This is a genomic window from Paractinoplanes deccanensis, assembly GCF_016862115.1.
GTDB lineage: Bacteria > Actinomycetota > Actinomycetes > Mycobacteriales > Micromonosporaceae > Actinoplanes > Actinoplanes deccanensis.
This window is the reverse complement of sequence record NZ_BOMI01000087.1, coordinates 1-20,120: the sequence shown is the minus strand read 5'-3', so window position 1 is coordinate 20,120 and position 20,120 is coordinate 1. Positions and strand designations below refer to the sequence as shown.

Below are 20,120 nucleotides of genomic sequence, written 5' to 3'. Positions count from 1 at the left end.
CCCGGTCCGTCGGGCTCTCCCGGCTGACATGAGGAAGTTCGACCGCGTGCGGTATCCGGTGCAGTCGTAAAGGGGTGCAGGGCAGTTGCTCTGCCGGAAACTCTCAAGAGCGCGGACTTGAGGGTTTCTGGCACCGTTGAGGCATGGATCTGACCGACACCCATGGGGTGATCACGCTCGTCGCGGGCATCGCGATCGCGGTGGGCGTCGTCGGCGTGGTGATCCCGGTGCTGCCCGGGCTGCTGCTGAGCTGGGCCGGGGTGCTGCTCTGGGCACTGCTCGGGTCGGACAGCGCGGGCCGCTGGGTGGTGCTGGCCGTGGCGACCCTGGTGGCGCTGCTCGGCGCGGCGGTCAAATACCTGCTGCCGGGCAAGCGGCTCAAGCGGGTCGGCGTGCCCAATTCGGCGCTGCTCGCCGGCGGCGTTCTCGGCGTGATCGGCTTCTTCGTGATCCCGGTCGTCGGGCTGGTGATCGGTTTCGTGCTCGGCATCTATCTGGTCGAGCTCAGCCGCCTCGGCCACGAGCGCGCCTGGCCGTCGACCAAGCACGCCCTCGCCGCCGCGGGCATGGCCATGCTGATCGAGTTCACGACCGCCCTCGCGGTCGCTGTGACGTGGGTGTTCGGGTTGCTACTGACGTGACTTGCGGGGCCGGCGGATACGGCGGCGCTGGGTGAGCAGGAGCAGCAGCGGAGTGGCGGCCAGCAGCAGCGCGACCGACGCGGCGGCGGCGACGGACAGCAGCTGGGGCGAGGTGGGCCGGGTCGTGGAGGCGGCGGCCTGCGCCGTCGCGCTGGGCTGGGGGGCCTTCTGCGGTGTCGCGTTCTTCGCCGCGGTCTCCTCGGGGGTGACCAGCTTGCCGACCGAGGCGTCCTCCGGCAGCGAGAAGCCCCAGTCGAGCAGGGACGCGCCCTGCTCGTAGCCGCGCTGCGGCCGGGCCTCGGCGCCGAGCAGGGTGACCACCAGCCGGCGGCCGTTGCGCTCGGCCGCGCCGACGTAGCTGTGCCGGGCCAGCTTGGTGAAGCCGGTCTTGCCGCCCATCGCTCCCGGGTAGTTGTAGATCAGCTTGTTCTCGTTCTGGAACTGGAAGCCGCCCTTCTTGAGCTTGGGCTGGGCCGGCATCTGCGCCGTCCGGGTCAGCGCGTACTTGCGGAAGTCGGCGTTGGCGAAGCAGACCCGGGCGATCAGAGCCAGGTCGTACGCGCTGGTGAACTGCCCCTTGCCGTCCAGGCCCGAGGGTGTCACCGCGTGGGTCTGGTAGGCGCCGAGCCGCTTCGCGGTGTCGTTCATCGCCGCGACCGTCTTGGCGACGCCGTCCTTGCCGCCGCCACCGGCCAGGCGGGCGAGCGCGTTCGCCGCGTCGTTGCCCGAGTTGAGCAGCAGGCCGAGCCAGAGCGTCGAGATCGGGTACGTGCCACCGGCGACCAGGCCCACCGCGGAGCTGCCCGGCTCGATGTCCAGGTCCGAGGGGACCACGGTGATCTTCTGGGCCGGGTCCAGCTTGTCGATCGCGGTGGCCGCCAGCAGCGTCTTCTGCACGCTGGCCGGGGTCTGGTAGACGTGCGGGCCGCAGCCGCCGAGCACCTCTCCGGTGTCGAGGTCGGCGACCATCCAGGTGGTCGCCGTGACCGCGGGCGGCTGCCGCACGCCGGCGGGAACGATCAGGCCGTGTGTGGCGAGGGCGTCGCCGCCGATGGCGAAGCCGACCGGGTCGTCGGGCGGCGGCACGGGCCGGGCCGGGACGCCGGCGGGCGGGGCGACCTTGGGCTTGGGGCAGGGGATGACCGGTGCGGCTGCCGCGGCGGGGGTGGCCACGGCGGGGACGAGCAGGGCCGCCGCCGAGGCCGCGGCCAGGATGGAGCGGATCAAGGCCAGCTAACTCCGGAGTCGAGGCGCTTCTGCAGCAACTGGGCGAGGGGGATGGTCTCGCCGTCGCCGCCACCCGCGCCGACGATCAATCGGGGGACGCTCGGCGACAGGTCGGCGCCGGCGAACCGGGCCCGCCACGAGGCCGGCACGGTGAGCACGTAGTACTCACCGTCCTCGCCGACGGCCACGGAACGATTGGACTTCAGGTACCAGCCACGCACATGGGTTCGATACGTGGATCGGCCGTCGAAGGTTCGAGCCATCAACGTTTGTGGATGGATTTCACGCTCGCCGGCACGCCGGACGAAGTCGGCGATCAGGGCCGCCGCCTCCCGGGCCTCGGCCGCCCGGCTCTCCTCCAGCGCGGCGGCGTGACCGGCGACGGCCTGCCGGCGCTTCTCCTGCCAGTCGTCGTCCGGGGTCATGCCAGTGACCCTAGGTGATGGGCCGCCGGGAGGCCAGCCGAGCTATCCGCACCGATTACCGTGAATGACGACGCGCCATTTGAATACCGGCCGGGCCGGCGCCGCCGAAATAATAGCGAATCCTTCAGCGGAACAGTTGCGCGCGAACCCGCAAGCGAGCAACACTTGTGCCGCGGTTGGTCCCCTATTACTTCTTCGGTCCCACTTGAGGGAGTCGTCATGGCGCGGCAGGTAATCACCACTCTGATCGACGATCTAGACGGAAAGAAGGCCGATCGCACGGTCGAGTTCAGTCTGGACGGCATTAACTACACGATCGACCTTTCCGAGGCCAATGCGGGTAAGCTCCGCAAGGCCCTCGACCCGTACATCACCGCGGGCACCCGGATCGGCCGCGCGTCGACCGGCCGCATCCCGGCTCGTCGCGGCGCGGGCGGCCGCACCGCCAGCTCCCGCGACGAAAACCGCTCGATCCGCGAGTGGGCCGTCGCCAACGGTCACCAGATTTCCGAGCGCGGCCGCATTCCGCAGAGCGTCACCGACGCCTACCGCGCCGCGAACGGCCGCTGAAACAGACGCTCAGATCGTGCCGGAGCGCAGCCGCGGCAGCCGCGAAGCCACCGATTCCAGGACCTTTTCGTCGCCCGCGTACCAACTCCGCTCGCGCGGCCAATGCGTGATGACGTCGGTGAAGCCGAGGGCCGCCGCCCGGCCGACCGCGTCGGTGAAGGCCTCGACGCTGCTCAGCGAATAGACCGGGGACGTGTCGAGGTTGAGATAGCGGGCCACCTCGTCGCGGGGGCGGCCCGTCTCGTCGAGCGCCTCGTCGAAGCTCGCGGCGAGCCGGGCCACCGACTCCCACCACTGCTCGGCGGTGTCGGGCACGCTGAAGCTGGGTCCGCTCGCCACGCCGGCCACGCCGGTGGTGACCCAGCCGTCGCCGTGCCGGGCGGCGAGCCGCAGCGCGCGCCTGCCGTTGGCCGCCACGATGAATGGCGGCCGCGGCCGCTGCACCGTTCCCGGATTGCTGCGTGCATTGACAGCCGTGTAGAAGTCGCCGTGCCGGGTGACCGGCTCGTCGCCGAGGACGTCGGTGAAGAGGCCGAGAAACTCGGCGAATCGATCCACCCGGCGGCCCGCCGTCAATTCGGCCTGGCCGAGCACCGCCGAGTCGAAGCCGACGCCGCCCGCGCCCAGCCCGATCATGAGCCGGCCCTGCGAGATGTCGTCGATCGTGGTGACCTCGCGCGCGAAGTGCACGGGGTGCCGGAAGTTGGGCGTGGCGACGTACGTGCCCAGACGGATACGCCGGGTGACCATCGCGGCGGCGGTCAGCGTCGGCACGGCGTCGAACCACGGGCCGTCGATCAGGTCGCGCCACCCGAGGTGGTCGTAGGTCCAGGCGTGGTCGAAGCCGTACTCCTCGGCGCGCTGCCACCGCCGCCCGGCGACGGACCAGCGCTGGTCGGGAAGGATCACGATGCCGATGCGCATCGGACGACGCTATCTCACGCCGTGCGCAGGCCGGCGCCTGCCGCCCCCGCCGGGCCCTCGTCGTCCCGCGCGGCCTCGGCGAAGGCCTCCAGCGCCCGCACCAGCTCCTGCCGGGCCGTCGGGGTCATCCGGTCGAGCACGTCGCCGAGCACCTGCCGCCGGCGCTCGCGCAGCTGGTCGAGGAGCCGGCGGGCGGCCGGGGTGAGCATGAGCCGCACCTCGCGGCGGTCGCGCGGGTCGGGCACCCGGCGCAGCAGGCCGGTCGCCTCGAGGCGGTCGCAGAGGCGGCTCGCCGAGGAGGGCACCACGTCGAGCGTCTCGGCCAGGCGGCTCATGTTGGTCTGCCGGTTGGCGGCGACGATGGCGAGCACGCGCAGCTGGGCCGGCGGCACCGCCGGGGTCTGCGCCAGGCGGGCCGTGTCGAGGACGGACACCAGGGAGTCGACCGTCGACTCGACAGCCGCGGCGATGTCGGTGTCCCGATCCATCGGTCTATCCTCGTTTATGTCTCACTGCTCGGCCAGGCGCGCGCCTTCGCAACTACCCGCGCGCGGCCGAGTCATGCCGGTCCGGCGACGGTCATCGCAGCCAATCGAGGCAGACGATGACCGCGTCGTCGTCCTGCTCGACGCCCGCGTGGTAGTCGCGCAGCGCTCTCATGACGGTACCCACCGCCTCGGCGGGCGGCTGCAGTCGCGTCCCGCGCAATGCGCTCAACAGGGCGGAAGCACCGTACGGCGGGCGGCCACCGGGCGTGGCGGCGTGCACGCCGTCGCTCACCACGAGCAGCCGGTCGGCGGGCTGGAGCTGAAACTTCTGCGTCTCGTACCGGCCGTCGCCGAACATGCCCAGGGGCAGCTGCTGCTCGAGGCTGACCGCGCGCACGTCGCCCTCGTGCGCGATCAGGGCCCGCGGGGAGCCGGCGTCGACCGCCTCGACCGAGCCGTCGCTCAGGTCGATCTCGAGCAGCAGGGTGGCCACGTGGGAGGCGCCGCCGTAGCGGGAGTAGACGGCGTCGGAGGCGAGCTCGGCCTGCTCGACGATGTTCGCCCCGGAGCGGCGGGCGTTGCGCATGGCGTTGACCGCGACGGTGGTCAGCAGCGCGGCCTCGATGCCGTCGCCCTGGCCGTTGAGCACGGTCAGGGTCAGCCGGTCGCCGGTGACGGCCCAGTCGTAGTGGTCGCCGTACATCGCGTACGCGGGCTCGAGCTGCCCGGCGAGCTTGAAGCGCTCCCCGTCCAGCGAGCGGCCGGGCAGCAGCGCCCACTGGAGCTCGGCGGCCATGGTGAGGCGCTGCCGCCGGGAGATCCGGTAGTAGCGGTCGGTGTCGTTGTGCGCGGCGCGCAGCGCGAGCGCGAGCTCGTCGGCGAGCGAGCGCAGCTCGGTCACGCGGTCGGGCCCGGCCGGCTCGCGCAGGTCGACCCGGAGCACGCCGAGGCGGTCGCCCCACACGGTCAGCGGCAGCATCACCCGATCGGTGCCGGCGGAGCCGCCGTCGACGAGCGGTTCCTGACTGCCGAAGACCCGCATCTCGAGCCGCCCGGCGGCGGGCCCCTCGGGGTCGAGGACCGGCCAGAGCGAGGTCATGGTCAGGTCGCTGAGGTAGACCTCGGCGCCGGCGAGCGGGAATCGGGTGCGCAGGTGCTCGGCGGCCACCTCGGGAAGTCGATCGGGCGGGGCCGCACGCAGGAGCGAGCCGACGGGCGCCGGTCGGGTGGTCACGCGATCGTCCTTCCTGCGAGTGCCGGAGATCATGGCAATAGTTGCCACAGAGCAAGCATGATAGGGGCTTGCCCGCGGCCGGGTGACAAGAGGTCAGGCGAACGACTTCTCGAAGTGGATGAGGCTGCCGCGACGCGGGACGGAGTGCATCCGCACGTTCTCCCCCAGCGCCTTGATCAGCATCAGGCCGCGGCCGTGCTCGCTCGACGAGGACGGCGCGTCCGAGGCGTCCGGATCGAAACCGGGGCCGTCGTCGCGGACGTCGATCGAGCACCGATCGTCGGCCACGTCGAGGCAGACCTCGAAGGTGTCCGCGCCGCTGGCGTGCCGCACCACGTTCGAGCAGGCCTCGGTGATCGCGATCTCCAGATCGTCGGAGTCGTGCCGGTCGACGTGCAGGATGGCGAGGGCGGAGCGCAGCAGCCGGCGGACGGCGGGCACACTGCCCGCCTCACGGGGCAGGGCCAGCCGGACTGTCATACGCATGTGCTTTGGTTTCCCGGTGCGCGCGGTCGTTAATCGTCCGCGCCGCGACAACGGCTCATCCGATGGGCTGCCAAAAACGTGTTATCCCAGGAAGGCCCGGGCGTCTCCCCTTCCGTAGCGACGCTCGACGAGAGGCAAGGGACCATGGCGGACCAACCCGACATCGCGACCGTGATCGCCGCGCGCGCCGGCGACCCGGCGGCGGTCGACCGGCTCGTGGCCGGCTACCTGCCGCTGGTCTACACGATCGTCGGGCGGGCGCTGGAGGGTCACGCCGACGTCGACGACGTCGTGCAGGACGTGATGCTGCGGGTGCTGCGCAACCTCGGCGACCTGCGCGAGCCCGAGGCGTTCCGGTCCTGGCTCGTCGCGATCACCGTGCGCCAGGTGCGCGAGCGGTTCCGGGCGCGCCGCGGGGCGCCCGAGCCGCTGCTGCACGAGGACCTGCGCGACCCGGGCGCCGACTTCACCGACCTGGCGATCACCCGCCTCGAGCTCTCCGGCCAGCGCCGCGAGACCGCCGAGGCGACCCGCTGGCTCGACGAGGACAACCGCGAGCTGCTCTCGCTCTGGTGGCTCGAGGCCTCCGGCGAGCTGACCCGCGACGAGATCGTCGCCGCCACCGACGTCACCCGCCAGCACGCCGCGGTGCGCATCCAGCGGATGAAGGGCCAGCTCGAGACCGCCCGGGTGGTGGTGCGCGCGCTCGCCGCCACGCCGCCCTGCCCCGACCTCCGGGCGGTCACGGCCGAGTGGGACGGCCGCCCGAGCGCGCTGTGGCGCAAGCGGATCGCCCGGCACACCCGCGAGTGCCGGCACTGCTCACCCTCGTGGAACGGGCTGGTCGCGGCCGAGCGGCTGCTGGCCGGCATGGCCCTCGTGCCGCTGCCGGCGACCCTGGTCGGCAAGGGCGTGAGCCTTGGCGGGGCGGCGGGCGCCGGAGCCGTCAAGATCGGCGCGGGGTCGCACGCCGCGGCCAAGGTCGGCCTCGGCCTGTCCCACAAGGTGCTGACCGCGGCCCTGGCCACCACGGCGGTCGTCGGTGGCGGCGTCGCCGTCGTGGTCACCCAGCAGCCCGACCCGCCCACTGTCGCCACCGCGGCGGTGGCCGCCCCCGCGCCGGCGCCCACGACGACGCGGCCGGCGCCACCGAGCCCGTCCAAGACGTCCGCCAAGCCGTCGCCCACCCCGTCCAGGACGACGCCGCCGGCCACGCCGGCCAGCGCCGCGCCGATCGTGGTCCCGGCCAAGGAGAGCAACAAGAAGGGCGTCGGCGTCTGGAAGTTCACCGGGTCCAAGGCGGCGCTCGCCGACGTCGGCGCGGGCTGGTACTACGACTGGGGCCCGGACAACAACGACATCCCCGGCCCGGCCGGCGTCGAGTTCGTCCCGATGGTCTGGGGCAAGGCCAACGTCACCGACGCCACCCTGACCCAGGTCCAGAAGGAGGGCGACGTCCTGCTGGCCTTCAACGAGCCCGACATGGGCGGCCAGGCCAACATGACCGTCGAGGACGCGCTGGCCGCGTGGCCGCGCCTCGAGGCGACCGGCATGCGCCTGGGCAGCCCCTCGGTGGCGTACGGCGGTGACACACCGGGCGGATGGCTCGACCGCTTCATGACGGGCGCTAAGGACAAGGGCTACCGCGTCGACTTCATCACCCTGCACTGGTACGGCTCCGACTTCAGCTCCGCCGCGGTCGGCCAGTTCCTGGGCTACGTCGACGCCGTGCACAAGCGCTACGGCAAGCCGATCTGGGTCACCGAGTTCGGCCTGATGAACTTCTCCGGCACCCCGAAATACCCGACCCAGGCCCAGCTGGTCACCTTCATCGAGGGCGCCACCAAGGGCCTGGAGAACCGCTCGTGGCTGGAGCGGTACGCGTGGTTCGGCCTGCCCGCGGTCGGCGACAGCGCCGACTTCGGGCTCTACGCCGACGGCGACAGTCCCACGGAGGCCGGTGAGGCGTACAAGGCGGCGGGCTAAGGTCGTGAGCATGATTCGGTTCGGGTACAAGGCTTCGGCGGAGCAGTTCCCGCCGGCGGAACTGCTCCGGTACGGCGTGCTGGCCGAGGAGCTCGGCTTCGACTCCGTCTTCGTCAGCGACCATCTCCAGCCCTGGCGGCACGACGGCGGCCACGCCCCGGCGGCGCTGCCCTGGCTGGGCGCGCTCGCCGCCCGGACCGAGCGGGTGCTGATCGGCACCAGCGTGCTGACGCCGTCGTTCCGCTACCACCCCGCCGTGGTGGCGCAGGCCTTCGCCACGCTGGGTTGCCTCGCGCCCGAGCGGGTGGTGCTCGGTGTGGGCTCGGGTGAGTCGCTCAACGAGGTGCCGCTGGGCATCCCGTGGCCCGACGGCAAGGAGCGCTTCGCCCGCCTCAAGGAGGCCGTGCAGCTCATCCAGCGGCTGTGGCGCGAGGACCGGGTGACGTTCGAGGGCCAGTACTACCGGACCGAGAACGCGACCATCTACGACAAGCCCGAGATCCCGGTGCCGGTCTACATCGGCGCCTCGGGCCCGTCCGCCACCCGCCTGGCCGGCCGCATCGCCGACGGCTTCATCACCACCAGCGGCAAGGGGCGCGAGCTCTACACCGACACGCTGCTGCCGGCCGTGCGCGAGGGCGCCGAGAAGGCGAGCCGCAAGATCGACGACCTGGACCTGCTGATCGAGGTCAAGGTCTCGTTCGACGACGACCACGAGAAGGCGCGCCAGGACACCCGCCACTGGGGCGCGCTGGCGCTCACGCCCGACGAGAAGACCGGCGTCGAGGACCCGATCGAGATGCAGCGCCGGGCCGACGCGCTGCCGGTCGAGCGCACGGCCACCCGCTGGATCGTCTCGTCCGACCACGACGAGCACGCGGAAAAGATCGCCGGATACCTCGACATGGGCTTCAAGCACCTGGTCTTCCACGCCCCGGGCCCCGACCAGGAGCGCTTCCTGCGCCTCTACAGCGAGAGGATCCTCCCGCAGCTGCGCTCCCGGGTCTCCTAGGCACTACGGCTTCTTGACCGAGCGGAGCCGGCCGCGGCGGCCGCCGGTCGTGTCGTTGCCCTCGCCGTTGATGACGCGCAGGTCGGGCTGCGACTGGCGGCCGCCGGTGATCCGCCGGCGGCGCGCTCCCACCTCGCCCGGCTGCCTGGGGGCGCGGGGGAGCGGCAGCCAGGCGTCCTCGGCGGTGCGGGGCTGCACGTCCGGGCCGAAGAGCGGCTCCGGGTGGGCGGCCGGCAGCGGCGCGGGGGGCTGGTTGGGGCTGCGGTGGGCCCGGGTGCGGCGCTCGCGCCACAGGTCGCGCGTGGGGGCCGCGGTGCGGTGCGGCGGGCCCCAGATCGGCTCGCCGGGCTGCCGGCGGTCCGCCTGGCGCCAGACGTCGGCGGTGGTGCGCTCGCTCGCCGCCCGCGGCCCGAAACGCCCGGCCGCCGCCGCGCCGGTCCCGCGAGTCCCCGCTGCTGACGGGCCGGTCCCGCGGCTCCCGGCCGCCGACGGGCCGACTCCATGACGCCCGGATGCCGCCGGGTCCGCCGCGTGGCGGCCGCGTGTGGGCTCGGGCGTGATGCGGTAGCCGGGGCCGGTCTGTTCCAGGCGGTAGCCGGGGCCGTTGCCCGCGTCGATGTGCCGCACGCGCGGGGCCGGCGCGACGATCGGCGGCGGTGTGTACGAGCGGCGGTCGCCGCGCTCACGCAGCGCGGCCCGCAGCCAGTGCCGCAGGCGGGGACGATCCTCGCGCCGCGCCCGGCGGATCGGCGGGAACGCCACGCACGGGATCTCGGCCACCCGCAGGCCGCGCAGCACCGGCCGGATCGCCAGCAGCGGGCCGATCTCGGGGCCCTCGCCCCAGGAGGCGCCGGCCCGCACGGCCGGGTCGGGCAGGTCCAGGTGCGCCAGCGTGTCCCGCCAGAACGCGGTATAGCCGAAGCCGGGGTCGGTGCGGCGCGTGCCGAGCAGCACGTTCACGACCCAGATGAGGATCAGGTCGGCCCAGCGGCGCCACCGGCTGCCGGTGAGGTCGCGGCCGCCCGGTGTGTAACGCGAGCCCAGCGCCAGGTCGGCGCCGGCGACCAGCGTGTCCACGAAGCGGGGGATCTCGGCCGGGTCGGTGGAGCCGTCGCCGTTGAGCACGACGACCACGTCGCCGCGGGCCGCCGCGAGACCCGTGGCGAGCGCGTTGCCGGGGCCGGGCCGCGTCGGCGCGATCACGACGGCGCCGGGGCGGGCGGACCGGGCCGCGGCGGCGGCGCGTCCCTCGGCCACGATGACGACCTCGTCGACCGGTGGCAGCCTGCGCAGCGTCAGCGGAAGGCCCGCGGGATCCCGGACGGGCAGCACGACGCTCACCGAGGGTGACGACGTGCGGACGCTGTTCGTCGCTGCGGAGGGCGGCGAAGGAAGCATGGCGGTGCTCCTCAAACTTGTTTCTGATCATCGAAGCTACCGGCCGGCAACCGGTCAGCAACTCGTCGGAACGGTCGATGAAGATCGTTCCTGCGGCTGGAACCCGCCGCCGTGCGCGCCGGCGAGATCGGGCCGCGGCCACCCTCCGTACAAGGAAGGTGGTTAGGGTTTGAATGTCCGCCGAAGCGCTGCTTGCGAAGGGGAACCGCCGTGAGACTTGGCCTGCACATCTCGAACTTCACGTGGCCGGAGGGCCCGGCGCGGCTGGCGCCCGTGCTCGCCGACATCGCCTCCGCGGCCGACGAGGCGGGCTTCGAGCGGATCAGTGTGATGGACCACCTGTGGCAGATCCAGGCGATCGGCCCCGCCGAGTGGGACATGCTCGAGGCCTACACCACCCTGGGCTTCCTCGCCGCCCACACCAAGCGGGCCAAGCTGCTGACCCTGGTGACCGGCGTCGTCTATCGCGAGCCGGGCCTGCTGGCCAAGGCCGTGACCACGCTCGACGTGCTCTCCGGCGGCCGGGCGATCCTGGGCCTCGGCGCCGCCTGGAACGAGGAGGAGTCGCGCGGCCTCGGCCTGCTCTTCCCGCCCACGAAGGAGCGGTTCGAGCGGCTCGAGGAGGCGCTCAAGATCTGCCGGCAGATGTTCCACGGCGACGAGACGCCGTTCGAGGGCACCCACTACCGGCTCGGCCGGCCGCTCAACGCGCCGCGGCCGCTGAGCCGGCCGCACCCGCCGATCCTGATCGGTGGCGGCGGCGAGAAGAAGACGCTGCGCCTGGTCGCCCAGTACGCGGACGCCTGCAACCTCTTCGGCGGGCCGCAGCTGCAGCACAAGCTCGACGTGCTCAAGCAGCACTGCGAGGACGTGGGCCGCGACTACGACGAGATCCAGAAGACCGTGGTGGTCAACTTCGACCTCGGCGAGAAGGGCGAGAACGTCGGCGACATCATCGCGACGCTGCGCCGGCTCGCCGCGATGGGCTTCGAGGTGGGCCACGGCAGCCTGCGCAACGCGTGGGACACCAAGCAGTTCGAGATCTTCGCCAACGAGATCGTGCCCGCCGCGGAGGCGCTGTGACCATCGAAGCCGTGATCTTCGACCTCGATGGCGTCATCATCGACACCGAGGAGGTCTGGGAGGACGTCCGCCGGCAGTACGTGGCCTCGTACGGCCGCTCCTTCCTGCCCGACACCCAGGACCGGATGATGGGCATGAGCACGGGGGAGTGGTCGGCCCACCTCGCCGACGAGGTCGGCGTTCCCCGTACGGCCGCGGAGGTCGCCGCCGACGTGCTCGGGCAGATGGCCGAGCGCTACAAGTCCGATCTGCCGCTCATCCCCGGGGCGGTGGAGACGGTCCGCCGCCTGGGGGAGCGCTTCACGCTCGGGCTGGCCAGCTCGTCGGCCCGCGTGCTGATCGACCAGGTGCTGGCCACGGCGGGGCTCACCGGCGCGTTCCAGGTCACGCTCTCGACCGAGGAGGTGCCGCGCGGCAAGCCGGCCCCCGACGTCTACCTCGCCGTCGCCGACAAGCTGGGCGTCGCCCCGGCGGTCTGCGCGGCGATCGAGGACTCCAGCAACGGCCTGCGCTCGGCGGCCGCCGCCGGCCTCGCGGTGATCGCCGTCCCGCACGGCGTCTATCCGCCGGCCGAGGACGCGCTGGCCGCGGCGTCGCTGGTCATCGACCGGATCGCCGACCTGACCCCGGAAGAGGTCGCGGCTCTGCGGTGAGCTCGAGGTTCGTCGCGCGCTCCTTCGCGATCGCGAAGGTGAGGTCGAGGAACCACTTGCGGTTGTTCAGGTAGTTGCGCAGCCGAATGCCCCGCGCCGTCCGCGGCGCCAGGAACCGGCCGGTCGTGTCGCCGCCCTTCTGGGTGCCGCGCGCGAACCGGCCGATTCTCTTCTCGTACGCGGGGAAGGCGGCGCGATGGTCGCCGCCCGCTGTCGCCAGCTCGGCGGCGAGCACGTAGGCGCAGACGAGCGCGGTGCCGTTGCCCTGCCCGCCGATGGTGGCGCCGCTCGCCGCGTCCCCGACCAGCGCGACCCGGCCCCGGGTCCACTCCGGCGCGTCCACCCGGCAGATCTGGTCGAAGTAGAGGTCGTCGCCCATCTCGGCGAGCAACTCGGCGGCCCGCCAGCCCATGCCCTCGTACGTGTCGCGGAGGACCCCGCGCTGCTCGGCGAGATCGTGGCGGTCGTAGTCGATCCGCGGCGAGGCGAACGCCGCGAAGGCGCCGTCCCCGCCCACGCTGATCATGCGGCCGGGCTCGTTGTAGAGCCGCAGGTCCGGCTCCGTGGCCGGGACGGTCCAGCCGGCCACGTAGTAGCCGAGGTGCCTCACGAAGCGCTCCTCGGGCCCGAAGACCAGCCGCCGCACCCGCGAGTGCACGCCGTCCGCCCCGACGACCAGGTCGAACGTGCGCTCGAGGCCGCTCGCGAAGGTGACGTCCACGCCGCCGGGGTGCTCCGCCAGCGCGGCGATGCTGTCGCCGAAGAGATAGTCGGTGTGATCGGCGCCGGCCGCGCAGAGGATCCGGGCCAGATCGCCCCGGTGCACCTCCAGATCGCCGCCGGCCAGGCCCGCCGGCCACTCCATCAGCGTCGCGCCGGTCGCGTCGACGAAGCGCATCGCCGTGCCGCCGGTCTGCACCGCGCGCAGCTCGCCGAGCACTCCCATGCGCTCCAGCAGCCCCATGTGCAACGGGCCGCGGAAGTCGACCGCGTTGCCGCCCGTGCGCAGCGCCGGGGCGATCTCGACGATGGTGGGCCGCATGCCGAAGCGGCCGAGCCAGTAGGCGAGCGCGGGGCCGGCGATGCTCGCGCCGGAGATCAGGACGTCCATGTCGGTGCCTCTCGTCAGTAACTGTGTCCACCGGACTCAATTCTTTCTGTGTACGGTAGACGCGGTTTCGAGGGAGGGCAAGATGTTCTTCTGGGAGGAGCGGCCGCGGGCGACCCGTGGGCCCAAGGCGGCGCTGACGCTCGACCAGATCGCCGACGCCGCGATCGCCGTCGCCGACGCCGAGGGGCTGGCCGCGGTCTCGATGCAGCGCGTCGCGGCCGAGCTGGGCTTCACCAAGATGTCGCTCTACCGCTATCTGCCCGGCAAGACCGAGCTGGTGGCGCTCATGCTGGAGCGGGCGATCGGCGTGCCGCCCGCGCTCGATGCCGCCGGCTGGCGGGAGGCGCTCACCGCGTGGGCCGAGGCGCTCCTCCGGCGGTACGAGGCGCACCGGTGGGCGCTGGAGGCCACCACCGGCGGCCGGCCGATCGGGCCCCACGAGCTGGCGTGGATGGAGAGCGCGCTGGCCGTGCTGCCGCCGGGGCTGAGCGGGGCCGAGCGGATGGACGCCGTGGCGGTCCTCGCCGGTCAGGTGCGGATGATCGCGGGCCAGGCGGGCACCGCGGAGAGCGAGCTCGCCGCCACCATCGAGCTGGTGCTGCGCGAGCACGCCGAGCGCTTTCCCGCGCTGGCGGCCGCGGTGGCCGACGCCGCCGAGCGGGGCGGCCGTGATCAGGCGTTCGGCTTCGGGGTGGGCCGGATCCTCGACGGCATCGAGGTGCTGCTGAGAGCCCGGTAACACGGAAGACACATTCAGGTGTGAAAGATCTTCGTCTCGGGTAGGCCATGGCGACTTTCGCCATGGAGGTGGCCTGTGGAGGTACTTGCGGCGAGCGGCCTACGGCTCGACCTCGACATCTTCGACTATCTGATTCTGGTGCTCTACTTCGGCACGGTGCTCGGTGTGGGCTTCGCGGCACGCAGAGCCATCAGAACGAGCGCGGACTTCTTCCTGTCCGGGCGCGCGATGCCCGCCTGGGTGACCGGTCTCGCCTTCGTCTCGGCCAACCTGGGAGCGCTCGAGATCCTGGGCATGGCCGCCAACGGCGCGCAGTACGGCCTGATGACGCTGCACTACTACTGGGTCGGCGCCGTCCCCGCCATGGTGTTCCTCGGCATCGTGATGATGCCGTTCTACTACGGCTCCAAGGTGCACAGCGTTCCCGAGTTCCTGCGCCGCCGGTTCAACAACTCGGCGCACCTGTTCAACGCGATCAGCTTCGCCGTCGCGCAGGTGCTGATCGCCGGCGTGAACCTCTTCGCCCTCGCCCTGATCCTGCAGGCCCTGCTCGGCTGGCCGCTGTGGGTCTCGATCGGCCTCGGCGCCGCCATCGTCCTGATCTACATCGGCGTCGGCGGCCTCTCCTCGGCGATCTACAACGAGGTGCTCCAGTTCTTCGTGATCCTGGCCGGCCTCATCCCGATCACCATCGTCGGCCTCGTCAAGGTGGGCGGCGTCGACGGGCTGATGGACAAGGTCCGGCAGAGTCCGCTCGGCGACGCGGCCCTGCACACCTGGTCCAACACGGGCAGCAGCGACGCGAACCCGCTCGGCGCCAACTGGATCGGCATCATCTTCGGCCTCGGCTTCGTGCTCTCATTCGGCTACTGGACGACGAACTTCGCCGAGGTGCAGCGGGCGCTGTCGGCCAAGGACATGAACGCGGCACGGCGTACCCCCATCATCGGTGCCTTCCCGAAGCTGCTGATCCCGGTCGTCACCGTGGTGCCCGGCCTGATCGCCCTCGTCACGGTCAAGGGCCTCGGCGCCGAGTCGGGCGACCTCACGTACAACAACGCGATCCCCCTGCTCATGCGGGACCTGCTGCCGAACGGCGTGCTCGGTGTGGCGGTGACCGGTCTGCTGGCCTCGTTCATGGCGGGCATGGCGGCCAACGTGAGCGGCTTCAACACCGTCTTCACGTACGACATCTGGCAGCCCTACATCCGCAAGGGCCGCAGCGACGAGTACTACCTGCGGGTCGGGCGCTGGGCGACCTTCGGCGGCGTGGTGATCGGCATCGGCACCGCGTTCATCGCGGCCGGCTACGACAACATCATGAACTACATCCAGGCGCTGTTCTCGCTGTTCAACGCCCCGCTGTTCGCCACGTTCATCGTCGGCATGTTCTGGAAGCGGATGTCCGCCTGGGCCGGCTTCTGGTCGCTGCTGCTGGGCTTCCTCGCCTCGCTCGCGCTCTACCTGGCCCACCTCGGCGACGTGATCAAGTTCAACTCCGACCTGGAGGAGAGCTTCTGGGGCGCCGGCGCGGCGTTCGTGGTCGCGGTCATCGTGGCGATCATCGTCACCATGTTCACCCCGTCGAAGCCGGAGAGCGAGCTGCGCGGCCTGGTCTACGGCCTGGGCGGCCCGAGCACCGGCGCCGACGTGATCATCTCGGGCGAGAAGGTGTGGTGGCGCAACCCGGTGCTGCTCGGCACCGTCGCGGTGGTGCTGGCCGTCGTCCTCTACATCCCGGTCTGGTAAGGAGACAGCGTCATGGCTGAAGACGATCAGAAAAGGGTCTCCGCGGCGGCTCGCCTCTTCGACGTGCGCCGGGTGATCGGCGGCCTCTTCGTCGTGTACGGCGTGATCGTCACGCTGCTCGGGATCTTCGACTCCCCCGAGGAGATCGACAAGGCCGAGGGCGTGCGGATCAACCTGTGGATGGGGCTCGCGATGCTCGCGCTGGGCCTGTTCTTCCTGCTCTGGCTGCGGCTCAACCCGCCGAAGCCGCCCCAGATCGACGAGTCCGAGGAGCAATGATTGTCGAGGCGGTGTGACCCGGTTGCGGTCGGGGTGCACCGCCCACCCAATTCTTCGACTCGGGGCACCCGGCGTCCGATAGACAGGGCATGGAACGCGTCGCCCCCATCAGCTACGCCACCAGCGGCGGCTACCGCTCCGCGGGATGGCAGCAACAAGTCAGAGTCGACTATGTGGTCAACAAGGTCATGCAGACCCACCGAGGCCAAGCCGAGGATTCGGTCGCGCAGGCCATTCACGACCAGCTCCGCGCCGTCGGCGTGGTGCCGAACGGGCGTCAGATCGCGGTGTACGCCGCCGCGATCTCGGCCCTACCGCAATTGCCCCCTACCACTCGATAAGTTCTGATCAGCAGTGCCGCTTCACGAGGCCGCGGGGAACCGCAGGATCCGGTCGTCACCGTCCTGCGGATCGCCGCGGCCGTCGCGGTTCGAGGTGGTCAGCCAGAGCGCGCCGTCGGGCGCGGTCACCACGGTCCGCAACCGCCCGTACTGCCCGTCGAACTCCGACCGGGGCTCGCCGCCGCCGAGCGGCACGATCCAGAGGCGCTCGCCGCGCAGGCCCGCGACGTAGAGATCGTCGCCGGCGACCGCGGCGCCCGAGGGGGAGGCCTCGTCGGTCGGCCACTGCACGATCGGGTCGACGTACCGGCCGTTGCCGGCCCTGCCCTCGACCTCGGGCCAGCCGTAGTTCTTGCCGGGCTCGATGACGTTGACCTCGTCCCAGGTGTTCTGGCCGAACTCGATGCCGTACATCTTCTTGTCGGGGCCCCAGGCGAGGCCCTGCACGTTGCGGTGGCCCATCGACCAGACCGGCGAGCCCGGGGTGGGATTGCCGGGCGCCGGCGCGCCGTCGCGGGTGATGCGCAGGATCTTGCCGTTCAGGTCGTCGCCGTCCTGCGAGGCGCTGCCGTCGCCGGCGTCGCCCGTCCCCACGTACAGCAAGCCGTCGGGCCCGAACGCGATCCGCCCGCCGTTGTGAATGCCCGCCTTGTCGATCCCGTCGAGAATCACCGTCGGCGCCGCTGCCGCTCGCCCTGCCGCGCCCGCCAACACAGGGCCTCCCGCTCCAGCGCCTACCGCCCCGCCTCCCGTTCCCGCGGATCCCGCCCCGCCTCCCGTTCCCGCGGATCCCGCCCCGCCTCCCGTTCCCGCGGATCCCGCCCCGCCTCCCGCTCCAGCGGAACCCGCCCCGCCTCCCGCTCCCGCGGAACCCGCCCCGCCTCCCGCTCCCGCGGATCCCTCCAGGGCAAATCGGATAATTCGGTTATCGGAGGCGGCGGTGAAATAGGCGTAGACGAAATTGTTGTCGGCATAGTCCGGGTCGACCGCTATGCCGAGGAGGCCGCCCTCGCCGGACGCCGAGACGCCGTCGACGTGGAACACCCGGGTGGGGTCGCCCCCGCCCGCGGGGATGCGCAGGATGTCGCCGGACTCGCGCTCGCTCACCAGGGCGCTGCCGTCCGGGAGGAAGGCCAGGCCCCACGGCACCTCGATGCCGGTGGCGATGGTCTGCGGCCGGCTCAGATCGGGATCGCCCGCCGCGGTGGGCGAGGGCGCCTGCGACGCCGCGGACGATTGCGGTGCTGCCGGCGAATAGGTGGCTTCGCCCCTCGGCGTGGTCTCCCCGTCGGAGCAGGCCACCAGCAGGGCCGTGCCGGCGGCGGCGAAGGCGAGACGCGTTCGTGAGGCGGCGGTCATCGCTCTACGGTGCCACGCCCCGGCGAACTTCACCCATTCGCCAGACTCGCGATCGGCCTTCGTCCGACGATGGCGCGGTGCGATTAACGGCGGCGGTCCTCACGGTCGGCATCCTGCTGACGTACGTGGTGACGCCGTCGCCCTCATCTGCCTCCGCCTCCACCGTCACGTGGGCCGCGTGCCCCGAGGACGCCGCGGTCCAGTGCGGAACGATGCGGGTGCCCGCCGACTGGGCGAACCCGTCCGGCCCCACCGCGCGGCTCACCATCGCCCGGCGCAAGGCCACCGACCCCGCGCGCAGGATCGGCGCCCTGCTGGTCAACCCCGGCGGCCCGGGCGGCTCGGCGGTCGACTTCACCTTCAACGCCCCCGCGTTCTTCGGCGCGGAGGTCCGTGCCCGCTTCGACATCGTCGGCATGGACCCGCGCGGCGTCGGCCGTTCCACACCCGTTCTCTGCTCGCGCGAACTGGTCGACGCCGCGCCCTCGCCGCTCATCGAGAGTCAGCGCGCGTACGACGAGACGATCGCCTACAACCGCAAGCTCGCCGCCGACTGCGCCGCCCGCACCGGCCCGGTCTTCCACCACGTCGACACGGCCAGCGTGGTCCGCGACATGGAGGCCCTGCGCGCCGCCCTCGGCGAACAGAAGATCAGCTTCTACGGCGCCTCGTACGGCACCCTGATCGGCCAGGAGTACGCCGAGCGCCACCCCGCCCGGCTGCGCGCGCTCGCCCTCGACAGCGTCATGGACCACAGCGCCGACCTGACCGGCTTCCTGACCCACGAGACCGACGCCGCCGAGAACGCCTTCCACCAGTTCATCGCCTGGTGCACCCGCGACCCGCAGTGCGTGCTGCGCGGCCAGGACGTCAAAAGGGTGTGGGCCACCGCCGTCGGCCGGGCCCGCGCCGGCACGCTGCAGAATCCGTACGACCCGCCCAGCAAGCTCTCCGTGGCCGACCTGATCGGCGCCGCGTTCGCCGCGTTCTACGAGCCGCAGTGGTATTCGTTCGCCTACTACCTGCGCGACGCCCTGGCCGCCAAGCCCGCCGCCCGCCGCGCCCCGCCGCCTCCCGTGGACCTGGTCGACCACAGCTTCCCCGCGGTGATCTGCGAGGACTGGCACCTCCCGGTGAGCGGCTTCCCCGACCTGCGCCGCCGCCTGCGGGAGATGGCCGCCCGGGCGCCGCACATGCTCGTCTCACCGCTGGCACTCTCGGCGCTGACCGGCTGCCTCGGCTGGCCGTCCCCACCGGACAATCCGCAGCGCCCCCTGCGCCCGCTGCGCGGCACGCCACCCGTCCTGCTGGTGAACGCCCGCCACGACCCGGCCACCGCCTACTCCTGGGCGGCGCGCGTCGCCTCGGCCCTGGGCCCGCGCGCGACCCTGCTGACCTATCAGGGCTGGGGCCACGTCATCCACAGCCGAAGCCCGTGCGTGGCCGGCGCCGTCGACAAATACCTGCTGACCGTCGTGCCCCCGCGCCCCGGCACGACGTGCCCCGCGGTGGCCCCACAGCCTTTCGGCGTCGGCTGACCGCGGCCCACCCACTCGCCGGAGCCGGGCGTTCCACCCACTCGCCGGAGCCGGGCGTTCCACCCACTCGCCGGAGCCGGGCGTTCCACCTAGTTGCGGGGGCCGGGCGTTCCACCTAGTTGCGGGGGCCGGGCGTTCCACCCAGTCGCCGGGGCCGGCGGCCCACCCGCTCGCCGGGGCCTGGGGGGCCGGGCGGTGCAGCCGCCGTCGTCGATTCGGTCGTTCGGCCGCGGCGCTTCGGGGGTACAGCATTCGCGGACCGAGCGCACGGGGGCCGCCGCCATGACTTTGACCCGCTACGTGGGCGCCGCCGTGTGCGCCCGGCTCGCCGACGAGGGCGCCCGGGTGGCGATCCTGCTGCTGGCCCTCGACCGCACCGGCGACGAGGCCCTCGGCGGCCTGCTGATCGCCGCGCTGATGGTCCCGCACGTCGTGGCCGCCCCGATCACCGGCGCGCTCGCCGACGCCGCCCGCCGTCGCCGCCTGCTCTACTTCCTGGCCTTCCTCGGCTACGCGGCCGCCCTGCTCGGCGGCGCCGCGTCGATCGGCCACGCGACACCGCTCGCGGCGGCCCTCCTGATCGTCGCCGGCTGCTGCGCCCCCCTGCTGATCGGCGGCCTGTCCAGCCTGCTCGGCGACCTGGCCCCGACCAGGCTGGAGCGCGCCTTCGGCCTCGACGTGATGTCCTACAGCCTCGCCGGAATAGCCGGCCCGGCCCTCGCCGCCGTCCTCGCCGACCTCGCGGGCGCCTCCTGGTCGGTCGCCGCCCTGGCCGCCCTGGTCGTGGCCGGCGCCGTCCTGGTGGCCTCACTCCCACTGCCCGCCGCATCAGAGTCCGCGCCTCCCGCGCCCTCGGTCACCTCCCGGCCCACTTCCT

General features: G+C 72.4%; 21 protein-coding genes. 12 read left to right on the top strand and 9 right to left on the bottom strand.

Annotation, left to right across the window (positions count from 1 at the left end):
- Positions 1 to 143: 143 nt before the first annotated feature.
- The gene (locus Ade02nite_RS22785; RefSeq protein WP_203767242.1) at positions 144 to 641 is read left to right on the top strand and encodes a DUF456 domain-containing protein; all 498 of its coding nucleotides are present in this window, start codon (positions 144 to 146) and stop codon (positions 639 to 641) included.
- Here the strand turns inward: Ade02nite_RS22785 and Ade02nite_RS22780 are convergent.
- Positions 630 to 1,865, bottom strand: coding sequence for a D-alanyl-D-alanine carboxypeptidase family protein (locus Ade02nite_RS22780; protein WP_203767450.1), 1,236 nt, complete (start codon positions 1,863 to 1,865; stop codon positions 630 to 632). The genes Ade02nite_RS22785 and Ade02nite_RS22780 overlap by 12 nt on opposite strands.
- On the bottom strand, positions 1,865 to 2,293 hold the full coding sequence (locus Ade02nite_RS22775) for a hypothetical protein (protein ID WP_203767240.1): 429 nt from the start codon (positions 2,291 to 2,293) through the stop codon (positions 1,865 to 1,867). Before Ade02nite_RS22775 ends, Ade02nite_RS22780 begins: the two co-directional genes overlap by 1 nt.
- Positions 2,294 to 2,512: 219 nt before the next feature.
- Between Ade02nite_RS22775 and Ade02nite_RS22770 the strand changes: the two genes are divergently transcribed.
- The gene (locus tag Ade02nite_RS22770; protein ID WP_203767230.1) at positions 2,513 to 2,863 is read left to right on the top strand and encodes a histone-like nucleoid-structuring protein Lsr2; all 351 of its coding nucleotides are present in this window, start codon (positions 2,513 to 2,515) and stop codon (positions 2,861 to 2,863) included.
- A 9-nt stretch (positions 2,864 to 2,872) separates the two neighbouring features.
- Here the strand turns inward: Ade02nite_RS22770 and Ade02nite_RS22765 are convergent, their stop codons facing one another.
- The 4 genes from Ade02nite_RS22765 to Ade02nite_RS22750 all read right to left on the bottom strand — a co-directional run bounded on the left by Ade02nite_RS22765 (position 2,873) and on the right by Ade02nite_RS22750 (position 5,995).
- The gene (locus Ade02nite_RS22765; protein ID WP_203767227.1) at positions 2,873 to 3,787 is read right to left on the bottom strand and encodes an LLM class flavin-dependent oxidoreductase; all 915 of its coding nucleotides are present in this window, start codon (positions 3,785 to 3,787) and stop codon (positions 2,873 to 2,875) included.
- Between the two features lie 14 nt (positions 3,788 to 3,801).
- A complete protein-coding gene (locus Ade02nite_RS22760; RefSeq protein ID WP_203767224.1) occupies positions 3,802 to 4,275 on the bottom strand; it encodes a MarR family winged helix-turn-helix transcriptional regulator in 474 nt (157 codons plus the stop codon).
- Between the two features lie 91 nt (positions 4,276 to 4,366).
- The gene (locus Ade02nite_RS22755) at positions 4,367 to 5,542 is read right to left on the bottom strand and encodes a PP2C family protein-serine/threonine phosphatase (RefSeq protein WP_203767447.1); all 1,176 of its coding nucleotides are present in this window, start codon (positions 5,540 to 5,542) and stop codon (positions 4,367 to 4,369) included.
- Positions 5,543 to 5,602: 60 nt separating this feature from the next.
- Positions 5,603 to 5,995: an ATP-binding protein gene (locus Ade02nite_RS22750; protein WP_203767214.1), complete on the bottom strand. Its 393-nt coding sequence runs from the start codon at positions 5,993 to 5,995 to the stop codon at positions 5,603 to 5,605.
- 144 nt (positions 5,996 to 6,139) lie between these two features.
- Here Ade02nite_RS22750 and Ade02nite_RS22745 point away from each other — a divergent pair, with 144 nt between their 5' ends.
- Positions 6,140 to 7,981 carry a sigma-70 family RNA polymerase sigma factor gene (locus Ade02nite_RS22745; RefSeq protein ID WP_203767212.1) on the top strand — a complete coding sequence of 614 codons (1,842 nt, stop codon included), beginning with the start codon at positions 6,140 to 6,142 and terminating at the stop codon, positions 7,979 to 7,981.
- Between the two features lie 10 nt (positions 7,982 to 7,991).
- Positions 7,992 to 8,993, top strand: coding sequence for a glucose-6-phosphate dehydrogenase (coenzyme-F420) (fgd, locus tag Ade02nite_RS22740; RefSeq protein ID WP_239168973.1), 1,002 nt, complete (start codon positions 7,992 to 7,994; stop codon positions 8,991 to 8,993).
- Between the two features lie 3 nt (positions 8,994 to 8,996).
- Here the strand turns inward: fgd and Ade02nite_RS22735 are convergent, their stop codons facing one another.
- A complete protein-coding gene (locus Ade02nite_RS22735) occupies positions 8,997 to 10,391 on the bottom strand; it encodes a glycosyltransferase family 2 protein (RefSeq protein ID WP_203767189.1) in 1,395 nt (464 codons plus the stop codon).
- 210 nt (positions 10,392 to 10,601) lie between these two features.
- On the opposite strand from Ade02nite_RS22735, the gene Ade02nite_RS22730 reads away from it, so the two are divergent.
- A complete protein-coding gene (locus tag Ade02nite_RS22730) occupies positions 10,602 to 11,474 on the top strand; it encodes an LLM class F420-dependent oxidoreductase (RefSeq protein WP_203767187.1) in 873 nt (290 codons plus the stop codon).
- Positions 11,471 to 12,127 (top strand): HAD family hydrolase, encoded by a 657-nt coding sequence (locus Ade02nite_RS22725; RefSeq protein WP_203767185.1) that lies wholly within the window; start codon positions 11,471 to 11,473, stop codon positions 12,125 to 12,127. The genes Ade02nite_RS22730 and Ade02nite_RS22725 overlap by 4 nt, the downstream gene beginning before the upstream one ends.
- Here Ade02nite_RS22725 and Ade02nite_RS22720 read toward each other — a convergent pair.
- Positions 12,075 to 13,238, bottom strand: coding sequence for an FAD-dependent monooxygenase (locus tag Ade02nite_RS22720; protein WP_203767182.1), 1,164 nt, complete (start codon positions 13,236 to 13,238; stop codon positions 12,075 to 12,077). The genes Ade02nite_RS22725 and Ade02nite_RS22720 overlap by 53 nt on opposite strands.
- Before the next feature lie 82 nt (positions 13,239 to 13,320).
- Here Ade02nite_RS22720 and Ade02nite_RS22715 point away from each other — a divergent pair, with 82 nt between their 5' ends.
- From Ade02nite_RS22715 to Ade02nite_RS22700, 4 genes are all read left to right on the top strand, one after another.
- A complete protein-coding gene (locus Ade02nite_RS22715; protein WP_203767159.1) occupies positions 13,321 to 13,977 on the top strand; it encodes a TetR/AcrR family transcriptional regulator C-terminal domain-containing protein in 657 nt (218 codons plus the stop codon).
- A 75-nt stretch (positions 13,978 to 14,052) separates the two neighbouring features.
- Positions 14,053 to 15,726 carry a sodium:solute symporter family protein gene (locus Ade02nite_RS22710; RefSeq protein ID WP_203767156.1) on the top strand — a complete coding sequence of 558 codons (1,674 nt, stop codon included), beginning with the start codon at positions 14,053 to 14,055 and terminating at the stop codon, positions 15,724 to 15,726.
- A gap of 12 nt (positions 15,727 to 15,738) precedes the next feature.
- Complete coding sequence (locus Ade02nite_RS22705; RefSeq protein ID WP_203767153.1) at positions 15,739 to 16,005, top strand: hypothetical protein; 267 nt, start codon at positions 15,739 to 15,741, stop codon at positions 16,003 to 16,005.
- Between the two features lie 89 nt (positions 16,006 to 16,094).
- Positions 16,095 to 16,346: a hypothetical protein gene (locus Ade02nite_RS22700; protein ID WP_203767151.1), complete on the top strand. Its 252-nt coding sequence runs from the start codon at positions 16,095 to 16,097 to the stop codon at positions 16,344 to 16,346.
- 21 nt (positions 16,347 to 16,367) lie between these two features.
- Here Ade02nite_RS22700 and Ade02nite_RS22695 read toward each other — a convergent pair whose 3' ends face one another.
- A complete protein-coding gene (locus Ade02nite_RS22695) occupies positions 16,368 to 17,705 on the bottom strand; it encodes a PQQ-dependent sugar dehydrogenase (RefSeq protein WP_239168972.1) in 1,338 nt (445 codons plus the stop codon).
- Between the two features lie 77 nt (positions 17,706 to 17,782).
- Here Ade02nite_RS22695 and Ade02nite_RS22690 point away from each other — a divergent pair, with 77 nt between their 5' ends.
- Positions 17,783 to 19,243 carry an alpha/beta hydrolase gene (locus tag Ade02nite_RS22690; RefSeq protein ID WP_239168971.1) on the top strand — a complete coding sequence of 487 codons (1,461 nt, stop codon included), beginning with the start codon at positions 17,783 to 17,785 and terminating at the stop codon, positions 19,241 to 19,243.
- Positions 19,244 to 19,525: 282 nt separating this feature from the next.
- Positions 19,526 to 20,120 (top strand): MFS transporter (locus Ade02nite_RS22685; protein WP_203767149.1); only part of this gene is annotated, 595 nt, incomplete at its 3' end.